This window comes from Streptomyces sp. NPDC051315 (assembly GCF_044455165.1).
In the GTDB taxonomy this organism is placed as follows: domain Bacteria; phylum Actinomycetota; class Actinomycetes; order Streptomycetales; family Streptomycetaceae; genus Streptomyces.
The window spans coordinates 257,821-273,083 of the sequence record NZ_JBITEN010000005.1 but is presented as its reverse complement, the minus strand read 5'-3'; the positions used below and the strand labels follow the sequence as shown (position 1 = coordinate 273,083).

General features: G+C 73.2%; 12 protein-coding genes. 2 read left to right on the top strand and 10 right to left on the bottom strand.

Annotated features, from left to right (window positions below; translation table 11 throughout):
* The first annotated feature begins 80 nt into the window (after positions 1 to 80).
* Positions 81 to 1,334 (top strand): YncE family protein, encoded by a 1,254-nt coding sequence (locus tag ACIBBD_RS12550; protein ID WP_399419320.1) that lies wholly within the window; start codon positions 81 to 83, stop codon positions 1,332 to 1,334.
* 64 nt (positions 1,335 to 1,398) lie between these two features.
* On the opposite strand, the gene ACIBBD_RS12545 is transcribed toward ACIBBD_RS12550, so the two are convergent.
* The 7 genes from ACIBBD_RS12545 to ACIBBD_RS12515 form a co-directional block, all read right to left on the bottom strand.
* The gene (locus tag ACIBBD_RS12545; protein ID WP_399419319.1) at positions 1,399 to 3,258 is read right to left on the bottom strand and encodes an endoglycosylceramidase; all 1,860 of its coding nucleotides are present in this window, start codon (positions 3,256 to 3,258) and stop codon (positions 1,399 to 1,401) included.
* Positions 3,259 to 3,405: 147 nt separating this feature from the next.
* Positions 3,406 to 3,825, bottom strand: a complete 420-nt coding sequence (locus tag ACIBBD_RS12540) for a CBS domain-containing protein (RefSeq protein ID WP_399419318.1) — start codon at positions 3,823 to 3,825, stop codon at positions 3,406 to 3,408.
* A gap of 158 nt (positions 3,826 to 3,983) precedes the next feature.
* On the bottom strand, positions 3,984 to 4,856 hold the full coding sequence (locus ACIBBD_RS12535) for a potassium channel family protein (protein WP_399419317.1): 873 nt from the start codon (positions 4,854 to 4,856) through the stop codon (positions 3,984 to 3,986).
* A gap of 63 nt (positions 4,857 to 4,919) precedes the next feature.
* Positions 4,920 to 5,846 carry a DUF1918 domain-containing protein gene (locus tag ACIBBD_RS12530; RefSeq protein WP_399419316.1) on the bottom strand — a complete coding sequence of 309 codons (927 nt, stop codon included), beginning with the start codon at positions 5,844 to 5,846 and terminating at the stop codon, positions 4,920 to 4,922.
* A gap of 90 nt (positions 5,847 to 5,936) precedes the next feature.
* Positions 5,937 to 6,224, bottom strand: coding sequence for a DUF1876 domain-containing protein (locus ACIBBD_RS12525; protein WP_399419315.1), 288 nt, complete (start codon positions 6,222 to 6,224; stop codon positions 5,937 to 5,939).
* Between the two features lie 168 nt (positions 6,225 to 6,392).
* Entirely contained in the window at positions 6,393 to 9,593 is a 3,201-nt protein-coding gene (locus ACIBBD_RS12520) for a family 78 glycoside hydrolase catalytic domain (protein WP_399419314.1), read from the bottom strand.
* 129 nt (positions 9,594 to 9,722) lie between these two features.
* Entirely contained in the window at positions 9,723 to 10,793 is a 1,071-nt protein-coding gene (locus ACIBBD_RS12515) for a zinc-dependent alcohol dehydrogenase family protein (protein ID WP_399419487.1), read from the bottom strand.
* A gap of 398 nt (positions 10,794 to 11,191) precedes the next feature.
* Between ACIBBD_RS12515 and ACIBBD_RS12510 the strand changes: the two genes are divergently transcribed.
* A complete protein-coding gene (locus ACIBBD_RS12510) occupies positions 11,192 to 12,292 on the top strand; it encodes an XdhC family protein (protein WP_399419313.1) in 1,101 nt (366 codons plus the stop codon).
* A 217-nt stretch (positions 12,293 to 12,509) separates the two neighbouring features.
* Here ACIBBD_RS12510 and ACIBBD_RS12505 read toward each other — a convergent pair whose 3' ends face one another.
* From ACIBBD_RS12505 to ACIBBD_RS12495, 3 genes are all read right to left on the bottom strand, one after another.
* A complete protein-coding gene (locus ACIBBD_RS12505; protein WP_399419312.1) occupies positions 12,510 to 13,010 on the bottom strand; it encodes a metallophosphoesterase family protein in 501 nt (166 codons plus the stop codon).
* Positions 13,011 to 13,192: 182 nt separating this feature from the next.
* The gene (gene rfbB / locus ACIBBD_RS12500; RefSeq protein ID WP_399419311.1) at positions 13,193 to 14,167 is read right to left on the bottom strand and encodes a dTDP-glucose 4,6-dehydratase; all 975 of its coding nucleotides are present in this window, start codon (positions 14,165 to 14,167) and stop codon (positions 13,193 to 13,195) included.
* 696 nt (positions 14,168 to 14,863) lie between these two features.
* Entirely contained in the window at positions 14,864 to 15,232 is a 369-nt protein-coding gene (locus ACIBBD_RS12495) for a DUF6479 family protein (RefSeq protein WP_399419310.1), read from the bottom strand.
* Positions 15,233 to 15,263 lie beyond the last annotated feature (31 nt).

Sequence of the window (15,263 nt, the reverse complement as noted above, 5' to 3'; positions counted from 1 at the left end):
CTGGACGCAGCCGTGTTCAGATTCGGGCGTTGCTTGCCCCTGCCCGCGCACCCGCCCCCACCGCAGAGGAGAGAGCACTCATGGCTGCCTTCAGATCCAGGCACCTATGCTCCGTGGCCGCCGCCCTCGTCCTGACCGTCACCGCCCCCGCGGCCGTCGCCACGGCCGCCTCCGGCGCCGACGCCGCCGCGCTGCGCGAGGTGATGTTCGTCGGGAACAACTGGGAAGGCACGGCCGACGTCATCAGGTCCACCGGCGACTTCGCGAAGATCGGCCGGATCAACGTCATCCCCGACAAGGACGAGCGGATGGCGGACATCAACGCCGACCCGATCCGGTGGATCGCCTTCATGACCATCCGCAACAGCGTCGGCGAGGGCCACGACCAGTTCGTCGACGACATGTACTCCACGCCGGACGGCACCTCGGTGGTCGTCTCCCGGCCCAGCTTCGCCGACGTCGTCTCGATCGACCTCACCACGGGCGCCGTCAACTGGCGTTTCCCCGTGTCGGGTTACCGCTCGGACCACATGGCCGTCTCCCCCGACGGCACCCGGGTCGCGGTCTCCGCCTCGACGTCGAACACCGTGCACGTGCTGGACATCGACACCGGCGAGCAGCTCGGCTCGTACTCCACGGGCGACAAGCCGCACGAGAACATCTTCACCAAGGACGGCAAGTACATCTGGACCATGTCGATCGGCGAGGTGAACACCGCGCTGGACGCGCCCTGGCTGGACTGGACGAAGGGCGACCGGCGCATCACCGTCGTCGACGCCACCACCTTCCAGCAGGTCAAGGTCATCGACATGCGGCAGCGCCTGGACGCCGCCGGCCTCTCCGACCACTCGGACGCCGTGCGCCCGGCCGTGTTCTCCCCGGACGAGTCCAAGCTGTACTTCCAGGTCTCCTTCTTCAACGGCTTCTTCGAGTACGACATCGCCACCGACAGGATCACCCGGACGAAGACCCTGCCGAAGAACCCGGCCACCAGCGACGACCGCACCACGTTCGTCAACGACTCGCGCCACCACGGCCTCTCCATGAGGCCGGACGGCAGCAAGCTGTGCGTGGCGGGCACGATGGACGACTACGCGACCGTCGTCGACCGCGCCACCCTCCAGGAGGGCCCGCTGATCACCGTCTCCAAGCCCTACTGGGCCACGGTCAGCGGCGACGGCAAGAGCTGTGTCGTCTCCGAGAGCGGCTCGGACCAGGTCACGGCGATCGACTTCGCCACCGGCCGGAAGGTCGCGTCGGTCGCGGTGGGCGACCATCCGCAGCGCGTACGGCTGGGACACGTCGCCGCCGACTGGACGAGCCCCGGGAACTGACCGGGGAACGCAGGGCACACGGCCCGGACGGCGCCCCCGGGAGCACCCCGGGGGCGCCGTCGGTCTACCCCAGCTCCCGCGCGGCCCACGCGGACAGTTCCGACCGGGCCGCCGCCAGCAGGGACGCGGACGGCGCGGTCGCCCCGTTGGTCACCAACGCGTAGTGCACGGCGCCCGAGTCCGGCGCGCTCAGCAGCAGGCGTCGGCTGCCCGTGCCGCCCGGTTCGGGGGCCGCGGCGATCCTCGTGGTGCTCGTGTACGCCGGCGGGCCGTGGACCGTGCCCAGGTCGGAGACGACGGTGGTGGAGGCGGTCGGGAAGGAGGCGGGCAGGTGCAGTTCCGTCGGGGCCGCGGTGCCGTTCGAGCGCCACACCAGCAGGCCGTACTGGCCGGAGCCGACCAGCTGCGCCACGTTCGGCAGCGAACCGGGCACCGGATTCCAGGTGAGGGTGGTCGAGCCGTCGCGCGAGCGGTCCTCGTAGGTGAAGGCGAGGGTCGTGCCACTGGTGGCGCTCGGGTAGACGCGGTCGAGCAATCGGGCGTCCTGACGGAGCGTCGCGTTGCCGGCGTCGTCGAGGCGTACGGCGGAGAGGTCCTCGTCGTTCCAGGCGTCACCGGTGGTGAGCACCTTGTCGGGGTTGCCGTTCATCAGCTCGTGGTGGCGGCCGTGGTAGATGTCCCACTGCCACTGGTTGCCGGAGAGGACCGGTCCGGAGGCGGCCGGGTCGGTCCACCAGCCGGCGCCCTTCACCCGGGAGTCGAGGGCCTGGTACATGGCCTTGAGGACGGTCGGCGCCTTGTCCGAGACCGTACCCGCGAGGGGGTGGCCGAACTCGCTGACCACGGCGGTCGTCCCGGCCGCCGCCGCCCGGTCGCGGACCGTGCCGAAGTCGGTGACGTACTGGCCGTCGGCGGCCTTGCCCCACATGAACAGTCCGGAGATGGCCTTCTGGTCGTAGAAGTGGGTGTTGAGGACGTAGCGGGAGCCGAGGGTGCCGGCGTCGAGGAGACCGCCCTCGTGCTTCTGGAAGTCGAGGTTGGCGTTCCAGAAGAGGTTCGGCTCGACGAGGGCCGGCTTGTCCTGCCAGCCGGCCGCGTCCATCCGGGACCGGAACTTCACGTAGAACGGCCACAGCAGGTCCCGTTCCCAGGTCCGGCTGGTCTGGCCGGAGTCGTAGGTGCCGGCGAACGGCTCGTTGTAGGGGTCGAAGCCGATGACGCCCGCGAACTGCTCGGGGGTGAGGTGCTGCCTGACGTACGCCATGGTTTGCTGGGCCATGGCGAGGAAGGAGTCCTGGAGGCCGTGGGCGTTGTGCCAGAAGTCGTGCTGGGCGGCCCGCACCGCGCCGTTCTGGGTGATGTTCTGCCCCCAGAAGAGGCAGACGCCGCAGGACTCGTCGGGGTAGTCGCCCAGCTCCACGGCCCACTGGGGGGCGCCGTCGCCGGTGTACCAGCTGTCGGGGTCGAAGAGGTACCGGGAGTAGAGGTCCTGGTGGAAGTCGGGGTAGACGCGGATGCCGACGTCGAGGAAGGCGCGCATCTGGTCGGTGGCGGCGGCCAGGTAGGCGGTGTCGACCCGGCCGCGCACCGGTTCGGCGTAGGCCCACGAGAGCAGGAAACGGACGGAGTTGCCGCCGCCGAGAGCGCGCAGGGCGGTCGCCGACTTCTTCGCGTCGGCGACCGAGGCGAAGGGCAGGCCCTTGTTCTCCGCGAGCTTGGTCTCACCGGACACGTTGTAGCCGCGCAGCACGACCTCGCGGCCGGTGGCGTCGACGAAACGGCCGCCCGACACGGTGAGGGCGGTGCCGTCGAACGGGAGGGAGTCGGGGACGGCGGTGGCGGTGGCGGTCGGGGTACCCGCCACCGTCAGGAATCCGCAGAGGATGACCAGGACAGAGAGCAGACGTGCCCGAAAATTCGGCATGTCCACTACAGTCCGACCCTTTCCGGACACCGTCAATACCATCTGACCCCTGAGTAAGTTGACTATCAGTCAGCTCAGGGGTTCACTCGTCCCGCCCTCGTCCACCGGGCCGGCCTCCGCACCGGGCCCTCGACGGGATCCGCTCGGTCAGGGAGCCGCGCAGACGACCTCGACGAAGTGGCCCACCTGGCCCTCGGGCAGATGACGTGCCAGGTCGGCCTCGCTGATCATGCCGACGAGGCGATGGTCGTCGATGACCGGCAGCCGGCGGATCCTGTGCTCCTCCATGGCATGCAGGACCTGGCCGGCATCGGCCGCGGCGTCGATCGTGACCGGCTTGCCCTGCTCCAGCTGACCCGCCGTCATGGTCCTCGGGTCCTTGCCCCGGGCGAGGCACTTCACCACGATGTCGCGGTCGGTGATGATGCCGTGCAGCCGGTCGTCGGGTCCGCAGATCGGCAGGGCCCCGACGTCCAGTTCCTTCATCCTGCGCGCCGCGGCCTCCAGCGTCTCGTTCTCCTGGATGCAGGCGGCACCGGGGTGCATGATGTCCCGGGCAGTGGTCATGGTCGTCTCCTTCGCGTCGCCGGCCGCGCGGGGAGAGCCCAGGGAGCTCGACCCGCCCCGGCCGGTACTCCGTCCAGACCAGTGTGGGTTCTGCCCACCCCGTGCGCATGCCGGGGAGGAGACGCACGCGTCCCCGCCCGCCCGGAGCGCACCACCGCTCAGGGCTGCGCTCGGCCGTGGTCGGCGGCGTACGCGGCGAAGACGTCCGTCGGTGGACCTCCCGTGTGCAGGAAGCGCTGGTCGAGGACGGCGGCGAGGTCCTTCAGTGCTCCGGCGAGCAGGTCACCGGCCAGTCGCACGTCCGGGCGCCGCGCCACCTGTCCGCGCTCGGCCAGGGTGGCGGCATGGCCGACCATGACCGCCAGGGACGAGTGGTCGTCCCCGTCGTGGAAGTAGTACGCCTCGGCGTACTGGGTGAAGTCGATGCGCACGCGGACGACTTCGGTGGCCAGACTGTCCAACAGCAGGGCCCCCGCGGTGGACTCGAGCCGGCCGGTCGTCGGGTCGGCGTCGCGCAGCAGCGCCAGCCGGACGGCGAGGACCCTCCTGCGGGTCAGCGCCGGGTAGATCTCCAGCACCCAGGAGACGGTGGCCGTCAGCAGGGCGAAGCCGACCAGGCCCTCCAGCGGTGACACCAGGCGGAGCCAGCCCTCGCCGGGGGCGATGTCCCCGAGGCCCAGGGTGGCCACCACGACGAGCGACAGGTACACGGAGTCGAGCAGCGCCGGCTCCCGCGCCGCCTCCGAACCGGGTGAGAAGGTGAACGCCTCCGGCATGTGGGGCCAGTAGACGATGGCCCAGCCGATGACGACGGTGCCGGTCCACATGCCCACCACCGTCACCATGGCGAGCGGTCCGACGAGCCCGACCACCCGCCGGTGGGCGCGGAAGCGCTGGGACAGTCTCCACAACGACGTCATGACGAGACGGCTCAGGCCGCCGTGGCGGGTGGGGTGCCAGAGGGTGTGGAACAGGTCCCGCAGGGTGATCAGGACGAGCCCGGCACCGATCAGCGAGACCAGCCACTTCATCCACGTCTCCTCCGGACCTGCCCTGGTTCCTTCACGTCTCCTGAGGACCCGCCCTGTCCCGCCCTACTGATCGGCCGGGACGATGCGGCGGCCCGTGAGGGTCGTGGGCCGGATCACCACCCACATCTCGCGCTCACCGCCCGCCCACGGCGTGGTGTGGGCGGTCTGCGTGAACCGGCGCACGGCGTCGGGCTCGGTGACGACCTGAGCGGGGCCCACCGCCAGCACGCTCCAGCCCTCGCTCATGGCGTCGTCGACGTGGTCGATCTCGAAGGCGACCTCCTTGCCCGCGGCCGCCGCGGGCACCGAGTCGGGCGCGGTCCGGAAGGCGATCACGTCGTCGACGACCTCGTAGTTGACGGGGACGACCACGGGGCTGCCGTCGGACGTCGACACCGCGACGCGCCCCACACCGTGGGTGGACAGCAGGGCGCGGCACTCCTGCGCGTCGAGGTCCAGCAGGCGCGGGTGCGGCAGCGCCCGGCCCTGGCCGGGTGGCAGATCGGCGCCTCCCCCGCGCAGCGCGCTGACGGTGGTGCCGAGGGCGTCGGCCAGTCTGACGAGAGTCGCCGCGGTCGGGTCGGCGGGGTTCTCCTCCAGGTACGCCAGATACTCGGGCGACATCCGGGCGCGGCGGGCGGTCTCCTCGCGGCTGAGCCCGTGTCTGCCGCGCTCGACGGCCACACGACGGCCGATGTCCCCGGGGTTGGGCCACCCGGTCGACGGGGCCTGTCCGGGCCCGGCCCGCGTCTCCTCCCCCGGGTCCTGCCGGGATGCTCCGCCGGGTGTGCCGGGTGGTTCGTGCCCGACGTGGCGGATGTGCGCGTCGGGCCCGGGGAAGACGAGCGTCACGTCGTGCGTGTCCGACCAGCGCACGTCGTAGGGGGGTGTGCCGTCCTCGTGGTGGAGTCCGACGATCTCTCCGTCGCGTCGCGCGGCACCGGTCGCCGGGCTTTCGATGACGAGCCGGTCACCGAGGTGAGCTCGCATGGTCGCCGCCCTCTCCTCAGAAGTGCTGTGTCCAACCTGTCACGCGCGACGGCTCGGCGCTCGGTCCGACGGGTCCGGACCGTCGGACCGTCAGGTGAGCCATCCGGCGTCCCGACCGGTGCTCGGCCGGGAGGCGCCCCGGCTCTCGATGTCGCGCTGGGCCGCGTTCAGCAGCTGCTGGGCGAGGTTGTTCATGGCCCGCCCGGCCGCCAGTTCGTCGCCGATCTGCGGCACGTTCCTGTCCGCCGGATGGCAGTGCGCGGCCCCGTGGCCGGTGAGCTCCGTGGTGCCGGTCTCCAGCACCACGTCGGCCCTCGTCGTGCCGTCGTCCTCCTCGACGAGCTGGAGACGGACGGTCCATTGCGTCGTGTGCGACATCGCTGTCCTCCTCGGCTCGGTGCGGGGCCTCGGCCCACGGACTCCGCCACCGTCCCTTCCAGCTTCGTACGGGACGGAGGCCGCCGCCAGGCAGTCGCTCCGGCACTCGACCGCCCCGCGGGAGCCGTTCTCGGCGCCCGCGGGGCGTTCGCGGTGACCGCGTCCGGGTCAGGAGGTCGTGCGGGTGACCTCCGTCGTGCCGGAACCGACCGGTCCGATGCGCAGCACCGTTCCCGTGAGGTCGGTGAAGGGCCGCACGTCCACCCGGCCGCGGTCGCCCGGTGCCGTGGCGGTGACCCGGTACTCCGCGGGGTCGGCGTCCCCGATCTCCACCTCCACGACGGCACGGGAGTTCGGCGGTACGGTCACGCGGGTCGAGTGGGCGGTGCCGGAGCGCTCCACGGAGACCGAGACCGGGCCGCGCACCGAGGGCACGGTGCCGTTCACCCGGGTGAGGCCGCCGGTCCGCGGCCGGATCAGGAACTCCCGCGCGCCCGCCGCCGTGATCCGCACGCCCAGCACGTGCCGGGAGACGGCGTTGGCCGGTGCGGACGCCCAGGCGTGGGAGAAGGTCATGTTGGACTTCAGCGCGGGGTCCCAGGCCTCGGTGACGACGGTGGCCTTCAGGTCGTCCAGCATGTGCAGCCAGGAGTTGGTGGCCCTGGAGGTGAGCAGGGCCAGTGCCGCCTCGGAGCGGCCGAGCCGGAAGAGCGCGTCCAGCAGGAACTGTGATCCGTAGACGCTCACCTTCGTCCCGCCGGCGGCCAGCGTGTCGCCGAGCCGCGACAGGACGGGCTCCTCCAGCGGGTCGGCGACGCCGAGCGCCACCGGGAAGGCGGTGGCGTGCTGGGAGCTGTGCGTGGTGCCGACGCCGTCCCGGAACGTGCCCGCCGCGCTGTCCAGCAGGGTGTCCCGCATCGCCCCGGCCAGGGTGTCGGCACGCTCGCGCAGCAGGTCCGCGTCCTCCTCCCTGCCGAGGGCGCGGGCGCACCGGGCGAGGGCGTCGAAGGCCGCGTACTGGAAGGCGTTGACGACGGTGTTGACGGTGGTGAAGACGTAGCCGTCACGGCTGGCGGCCGGCCAGTCGACCAGGTCGCCGAGGTCCTGGCTGGTGCTGCCGGGGGCCTTGCGGACCAGGCCCCGGGAGTCCAGGTGGGCGGTGAGGTTCTTGGCGACCAGCAGGTCGTAGTCCTTGGCGAGCTGCCGGTCGTCGCCGGTGGCGAGGTAGTCCTCCCAGGCCGACAGGGCGCACATCAGCCGGTACTCGGTGGGCCAGGTGCCCTGGCGGACCAGGTAGTCGTTGGACCAGCGGGCGAGGGCGTAGGAGCGCTGGACGCCGTACTCGGAGAGCTGGTTGATCAGCGCGTCACCCTCGTAGGGGCCCCGCTCGCGGGTCGGGGTGTCGGTGTAGAGGTCGCCGCGGGTGGCCTCGATGGAGTAGCGGCACAGGTCCCAGACCCGGTCGAGGTCGGGGTCGGAGCTGCGGAAGGAGCTCTGGGAGTCGTCCCAGTCCAGCTTCCAGGCCCGGCCGGTGATCACGACGCCGTCGGCGGACAGGTCGAGCGAGGTGCGCAGCTCCGCCCAGCGGAAGCCGCGGTAGCCCCAGTGCTCGAAGCGCTGGGCACCGTCGCGCAGCGTCCACACCTCACGGTAGGTGTTGGTGGCGCGCAGTTGGTGACGGACCGTGCCGTCGGCGTTCAGTTCCTCGCCGAGGCGCACCTCGACGGTGTCGCCCGCGGTGCCGGTGATCCTCAGGGCCAGTCCGCCGACGATCTCGCGGCCGAGGTCCACCAGCCAGCGGCCGTCGGCCGTCTTCGTCACCGAGGAGGGCTGTACGTCGTGCAGCCGCACCGGCTCGATCAGCGCCGGGACCAGTCCGTCGATGGCCGCCCGGGACGCGGGGGCGTACCAGTCGCCGTCGTCGAAGCCGGGCTCGGTCCAGCCGGCCGGCTCGTGGCGCAGGTCCCAGTACTCCTGCGGCACGGCGTAGTAGGTGCTGCCCGCGCTGCCCCGGGCGGGCAGCATCCCGGCCTGGCGGCGCGCCTTCCAGCCGCTGCCGGAGCCGACCGTCCGGCGGGTGCCGTCGGCGTAGGTGATCTCCAGCTGGGCCAGGAACTTCTGCGACGAGGTGGTGTGGCAGAGCGCGGCCAGGGCGTTGGCCTCGCCGCGGCGCAGGGTGCCGGTGACGTCGAACGCCTGGTACGCCACCCCGGTGCCGGAACGCACGGAGGCGAAGCCGGCCACGCTGCCGTTGCTCCACACCTTGGCCACGTACTGCCGGGCGGGCGTGGGTGAGGTGGCGGCGACGTAGAGGACGGCGGCGGCGACCTCCTTGTCGTCGAGGTCGTACTCGTGGCGCAGCAGGGCCCAGGTGTCGTCGGCGCCGTACGACGACAGTGAGGTGGCGCCGGCCGGGAAGGTGAGGACGCCGCCGGAGACGGTGCCGGCGGAGAAGGTGCCCTTGTCGGAGGCGAAGTCGTCGGCCAGCAGCACGGTGCCGTCGGCCGCCGTGAACCCGACCCGGTCGTACACCTGGGACTCGGTCAGGCCGTTGCGCAGGCCGACGTTGCCCCCGGTGTAGCGGGTGTGGACGGTGGTGTCGACGACCGCGCCGTCGACGGTGGTGACGAAGGTCGGACCGGTCATGGTGATCGACAGGTCGATCCACGCGCCGGTGGCGACCGGGAAGGGCAGCGTGGTCTCGCCGAGGACGGTGTAGGTCCCGTTGACGCAGACGTGCTTGCGCAGCACCCCGGCCGTGCTGCCCGCGCGCAGTTGCCACAGGTAGTTGTTGGCGGCGTTCGTGGCCCGGAACCACAGGCCCGCGGCCACCGTGGTGATCCTCAAGCGGACGGCGAGGGTGCCGTCGGTCATGGTGGGGCCGGCCGGTGTCCAGATCGGCTCGGCCTCCCACTCGTCCTCGACCGAGGTGGCCAGCAGGGCGGGCTCCGACCAGGCCGAGCGCCGCTCCCCCCAGCTGCTGACCCGCCACCAGTAGGCCGTGCGGGGCTTCAGCGCGGGCCCGCCGTACGGCACGGCGACGGAGTCGGCGGAGAGCCGCTTGCCCGAGTCCCAGACCAGCTGGTCCGTCTCGAAGCCGCCCGGGGTGGTGGCCAGTTGCAGCTGGTACGCCCGCTGGACGGTACCGGCGCCGAAGTCGGGCACCATCCAGCTGAACCGGGGTTGCCGTCCGGCGCTCGTCCCGAGGGACCGCGGCAGCAGGTCGGCGAGCATCCCGGTCGGCCTGGGGGGCTGCCCGGCGGTCCCGGGGGGCCCGGCGGCGAGGGCCCGGGGACCGGTCAGCACGACCGAGGCGGTCGCGGCGCCACCGAGCTGGAGGAGTCTTCGACGCGAGATGTCCCAGGCCACGGTGCACCACCGGTTTCATGAAAGGTTTCAGACGGATGGCCCGGAGGTTAGGGTTCCGCCTCACAACAGGTCAATACCTGGGAAGCGACGCCGTTCAGATGGAGTGAAACGATTTAATCTCGGTGCTCGTCAGGCCGCGCGGACGGCGACCACGTCGTGCCGCTCCTCACCGAGCACCACCTTGAGCGCCCCGGTGTCGGCCGCATGTGAGAAGACGTCGTAGGCCTCCTCCATGCGTTCCAGCGGGAAGACGTGCGTGACCAGGGACGAGGTGGGCAGTCGCCCGGCGGCGGCCATCCGCAGCAGGGTGGGGGTGGAGTAGGTGTCGACCAGTCCGGTCGTGATCGTGACGTTCCTGATCCACAGGTCCTCGAGGTGCAGGGTCACGGGCCTGCCGTGCACGCCGACGTTGGCGACGTGCCCGCCGGGCCGCACCATGCGCGTGCACAGCTCGAAGGTCTCCGGCACGCCGACCGCCTCGATGACCACGTCGGCGCCGAGTCCGTCGGTGAGGTCGGTGACGAGTTGCTCGGGCTCCTCCCGGGCGTCGACCACGGCGTCGGCGCCGAGCTCCCTGGCCGCGTCCAGCCGGGCGGCGGCGACATCGACGGCGACGACGCGTCCGGGCGCGTACAGCTGGGCGGTGGCGATGGCGGCCAGGCCGACGGGGCCCGCCCCGACGACGGCGACGGTGTCCCCGGGATGCACGTGGCCGTTGAGCACGCCCACCTCGTAGCCGGTCGGGAAGATGTCGGCCAGCAGGACGGCGTCCTTGGCGTCCAGACCACCGGGCAGGGCGTGCAGCGACAGGTCTGCGAAGGGCACACGGACGTACTCGGCCTGCGTGCCGTCGACCAGGTGGCCGAGGATCCACCCGCCGCCGCCACGGCACTGGCCGTACGCCTTCTCCCAGCAGTAGCGGCAGCGGCCGCAGGCGCTGATGCAGGAGACCAGGACCCGGTCCCCCGGCCGCACGGCGTGCACCTCGCCGCCGACCTCGACGATCTCGCCGACCGCCTCGTGTCCCAGCACCGTGCCGGGGCGCACCTCCGGCAGGTCGCCCTTGAGGATGTGCAGGTCCGTGCCGCAGATGGTGACGGCGTCGACACGGACGATGGCGTCGCCGGCGTCCTTGATCACCGGGTCCGGGATCTCCTCCCAGGCGGACTGTCCCGGGCCGTGGAAGACGTAGCCCTTCATGACGATCCTCACCGCCCTTGCTCTTGCCGGAGTCGGGGCTCCCCCCGAGGGCGTCCGGGCGCCGGTGCGCGGACGGGGCACCTTCCGCTGTCCGGACCACCCCATGGATCCAGCATGTGGCAAGTCGGCGGCGGCCGCCTGGTCCGGCCGGTGTGCGGACCGGAAGGGGGCACGACGGGCGGGAGTCCACGACGGGTGGGGGACGGCGCCGGCAGGGCCCGACCGGGGTAAGGATCGGAAGGGAGCCCATGGGCGAGGGACGGCGCGGCCGCCGGGTCCGGCGCCCGTCCGTGGGACACCCCGTGGGACGCCCCGCGGGACACGTCCCGCACGGCGCGGGGTACCCGGCTGCTCGCCGCGCGGACGCGCAGCCGGTGGCGGACGGAGAGGAGCGGGACGTGCGGGACGTTCTCCCGGTGCTGAACGGGTGGTACGCGGCCGGTGCGCCGTTCGGGCTCGCCACCGTTGTCGCCGTCCGTCGCAGCGCGCCGCGCGCTCCGGGCGCGGTGATGGCGGTGGGCCCGGACGGCCGGGTCGTGGGCAGTGTGTCCGGTGGCTGTGTGGAAGGCGCGGTCTTCGAGCTGGCCCAGGAGGTGGTGGCCGGCGGCGAGGCCCGGCTGGTGACCTTCGGGTACGGCGACGAGGACGCGTTCGCCGTCGGTCTGACCTGCGGTGGCGAGATCACCCTGCTGGTGCGGCCGGTGACGCCCGCCCTCGACCCGTCGTTCGGCGCGGTCGCGCGGTCGGTGGCGGCGGGTGAGCCGGTGACCGTGGCGACGGTGACGGACGGGCCCGCGCCGCGCGGCGCCACGCTCGCCGTCTGGCCGGACCACACCTCCGGCACGCTGGGCGCGAGCGGCCTGGACGCGGCGGTCACCGCCGACGCGCGCGGCGAACTCGCGCTCGGCGCCACGGGCGTACGGCACTACGGGCCGCGCGGCGAGCGGCGGGAGGACGCCGTCGCGGTGTTCCTGCACTCCTTCGCGCCGCCGCCGCGGATGCTGGTGTTCGGGGCGATCGACTACGCGGCCGCCGTGGCCCGCATCGGGGACTTCCTGGGCTACCGGGTCACCGTCTGCGACGCGCGGCCCGTGTTCGCCACGGCCGAGCGGTTCCCGCCGGGCGTCGAGGTGGTCGTGGGGTGGCCGCACCGCTATCTGCGCGACACGGACACCGACGGGCGCACGGTGATCTGTGTGCTGACCCACGACCCGAAGTTCGACGTGCCGCTGCTGGAGGTGGCGCTGCGCCGGCCGGCCGCGTACGTCGGGGCGATGGGCAGCCGCCGTACCCACGAGGACCGCCGGCGGCGGCTGGTCGAGGCGGGGGTCACCGACGGTGAACTGTCCCGGCTGCGCTCGCCCGTGGGGCTCGACCTGGGTGCCCGGACACCCGAGGAGGTGGCGGTGTCCGTGGCCGCCGAGATCGTCGCGTTGCGCTGGGGCGGCAGCGGGGCGCCGCTGACGGCCACGGCGGGGGACATCCACCCCACTCCGTGAGCGCCGGTCCCCGGGCCGGGGTGGTCGGTGAGGCCGGTGGCGCGGGTCCGGAGGGCGGGGGGAAGCCGGCGAGGTGCCCCGGGCGGGCGGGCCGAGCGGCAGCGGGCGGCGGGCTGTGCGTGGTGCCGACGAGCGTGAGACCGAGGACGCGGCGGTCGTACGGGGGTGGCGGACGGCCGCGTGGCCGACGGTGCGCTCCGGGACTTCAGCCCGGAGTTCAGCGGGGCGGGAGGCGGTGCAGGACGACGTCCGTGAGGCGGCCGTCGGTCACCGCGGCCGTCAGATAGGTGCAGTGCGGCTGACGGCGGCGGTCGGTCGGGGAGCCGGGGTTGAGCAGGCGCGGCCCGCCGGGGGCGGTGGTGTCCCAGGGGATGTGGCTGTGGCCGAACACCAGGACGTCCAGGTCGGGGAAGCGGGCGGCGCAGCGGGCCTCGCGGCCCTGGGCGGGCCCCGTCTCGTGGACGACGCCGAAGCGCAGTCCGCCGAGTTCGGCGTACGCGACCTCGGGGAGCCGGGCGCGCAGGTCGGGGCCGTCGTTGTTGCCGTACACGGCGAGCAGCCGGCGGCTGCGGCTCTCCAGCAGGTCGAGGGTGGCCGTGTCGACCCAGTCCCCGGCGTGGATCACGACGTCGGCGAGCGGGAGTTCGTCGAGCAGCGGGGCGGGCAGGGCCTTGGCGCGCTTGGGCAGATGGGTGTCGGACATGATCAGGAGGCGCACACCCCCAGCCTACGGCGGCGACCGTGCGCCCTCCTGGCGTCCCCGCGCGGGACGGGTGCCGTCGCGGCGGTGGGGCGTGTGGCCCGGGCGGGGGGCGCGGGCGGGCGGCGTCCTCCGCATCGCTCCGCGGGGCGGACCGGTGGTACGGGCCGGGCCTCGCGCCCGCCGCGTGACCAGCCGCCTCACCGCAGCCGCGCGCCCCGCTTCAGCGGCTCCCACCAGTCGCGGTGCTCCCGGTACCAGGCGACGGTCTCGGCGAGGCCGGACGCGAAGTCGTGGCGGGGCCGGTAGCCGAGCTCGGTGCGGGCCTTGGTCCAGTCGACGCAGTAGCGCAGGTCGTGGCCCTTGCGGTCCTCGACGTACTCGACGCGGTCCCAGTCGGCGTCGCAGGCCGCCAGGAGCAGGCCGGTCAGCTCCCGGTTGGTCAGTTCGGTGCCGCCGCCGAGGTTGTAGACCTCTCCGGGGCGGCCCTTCGTACGGACCAGGTCGACACCGAGGCAGTGGTCCTCGACGTGCAGCCAGTCACGGACGTTGCGGCCGTCGCCGTAGAGCGGGACCGTCTCGCCGTCGAGGAGGTTCGTCACGAACAACGGGACGATCTTCTCGGGGAACTGGTGCGGGCCGTAGTTGTTGGAGCAGCGGGTGACACGGACGTCCAGGCCGTGCGTGCGGTGGTAGGAGAGCGCGATCAGGTCGGAGGACGCCTTCGAGGCGGAGTACGGCGAGCTGGGGCGCAGCGGGTGGTCCTCGGGCCAGGCGCCGGTCTCGAGGGAGCCGTAGACCTCGTCGGTCGAGACGTGCACGAAGGGGCCGACGCCGTGGCGCAGGGCCGCGTCCAGCAGGGTCTGGGTGCCGAGGACGTTGGTGCGGACGAACGCGCCCGCGCCCTCGATGGAGCGGTCGACGTGGGATTCGGCGGCGAAGTGCACCACCTGGTCGGCGCCGGACATCAGCTTGTCGACGAGGGCGGCGTCGCAGATGTCGCCGTGCACGAACTCCAGGCGGGGGTGGCCGACCGGCAGGTTGGTGAGCGTGCCGGCGTAGGTGAGCTTGTCCAGGACGGTGACGGCGGCTGTTCCTGCGGAGTCGTCGGCGAGGAGACCGCGGACGTAGCTGGAGCCGACGAAGCCGGCGGCTCCGGTGACGAGGAGGTTCATGTGTGGATCTGTACCTTGCCGCACCCGCCGGGGACGAACCTGCGGGTGCCGGAGGGCCTGACGGTCGGCGGACCCCGACGCGGCCCGCCCCGGCCCGCCCCGTCTGGGGGGGGGGGGGGGGGGGGGGGGGGGGGGGGGGGGGGGGGGGGGGGCGCGGCCGGGGGGGGGGGGGGGGGGGGGGGGGGGGGGGGGGGCCGCGGGGGCCGCCCCCCCCGGCCGCCCCCCCCCCCGCCGCCCGGGGGGGGGGGGGGGGGGGCCGGGGCGCCGGGCCCGGGGCCCCCCCCCCCCGCCTCTGCGCTCGTGCGCCTCTCCGCTCGCGTGCTCCTCGCTCGGATGGCCCCGCTCGTGCGCTCGTGTGCGCCTGCGCTCCTATGACGTGCCCGGGCCGTGTCGGATCCGGCCCGGTATCGGCCGCCAAGGCCGTGAAGACCGCCGGGCCTCCACAGCTCAGTGCTCAGTCCTCAGGACCCGGTCCTGAGTCCTCAGTCATCACCCCTGACGATGTTCCCCTCCGGACCGGGACCCGTCCCGGCGATGCCGCCGGGGGCCTCCACGGCCGGTATGCAGGTGCGCAGCGCGGGGTCCCCGCGGCTCAGTCGGCGGGCCCTTGCCCAGCCCGTCTCGGGTTTACGGGCGGGAGCGGGTCGCTCCTCGGTGTGCGAGGTCACGGCGGGTCATCACCTTTCTCGGTCACGGTCAGCGGACACCGGGGCCGCCGCTGCCGAACGAGCCGCTGGATCCGGGCTCCCAGCGCGGGCGGCTCTGGTCGTCGCTGTCCCGCCCGCCGGTGGGCCGCAGCTCGTGCGGGGTGAGGCGGGTGCCGTCCGACGACTGCGGCATCTCGTTGGGCTCGCGCACCTGATGGCTCTCGCGGGAGGGGCCGGACGCGGGCATCCGCGGCTGTTCCTGGGGTCGCGGCGGCGCGGGTTCGCGCCTGCGTACCCGGAAGCCGAGGCGGAAGGCCCAGATCAGGCCACCCACGAGGGCGACGCCGAGGACGACGAAGGCGACGGAGGCCAGCGCGGACCCGGTGGCCGCCAGGTAGGCAGTGGCAATGGTGTCCATGGACGCCGGGTACCCTGTCCGCGCCCTCGGA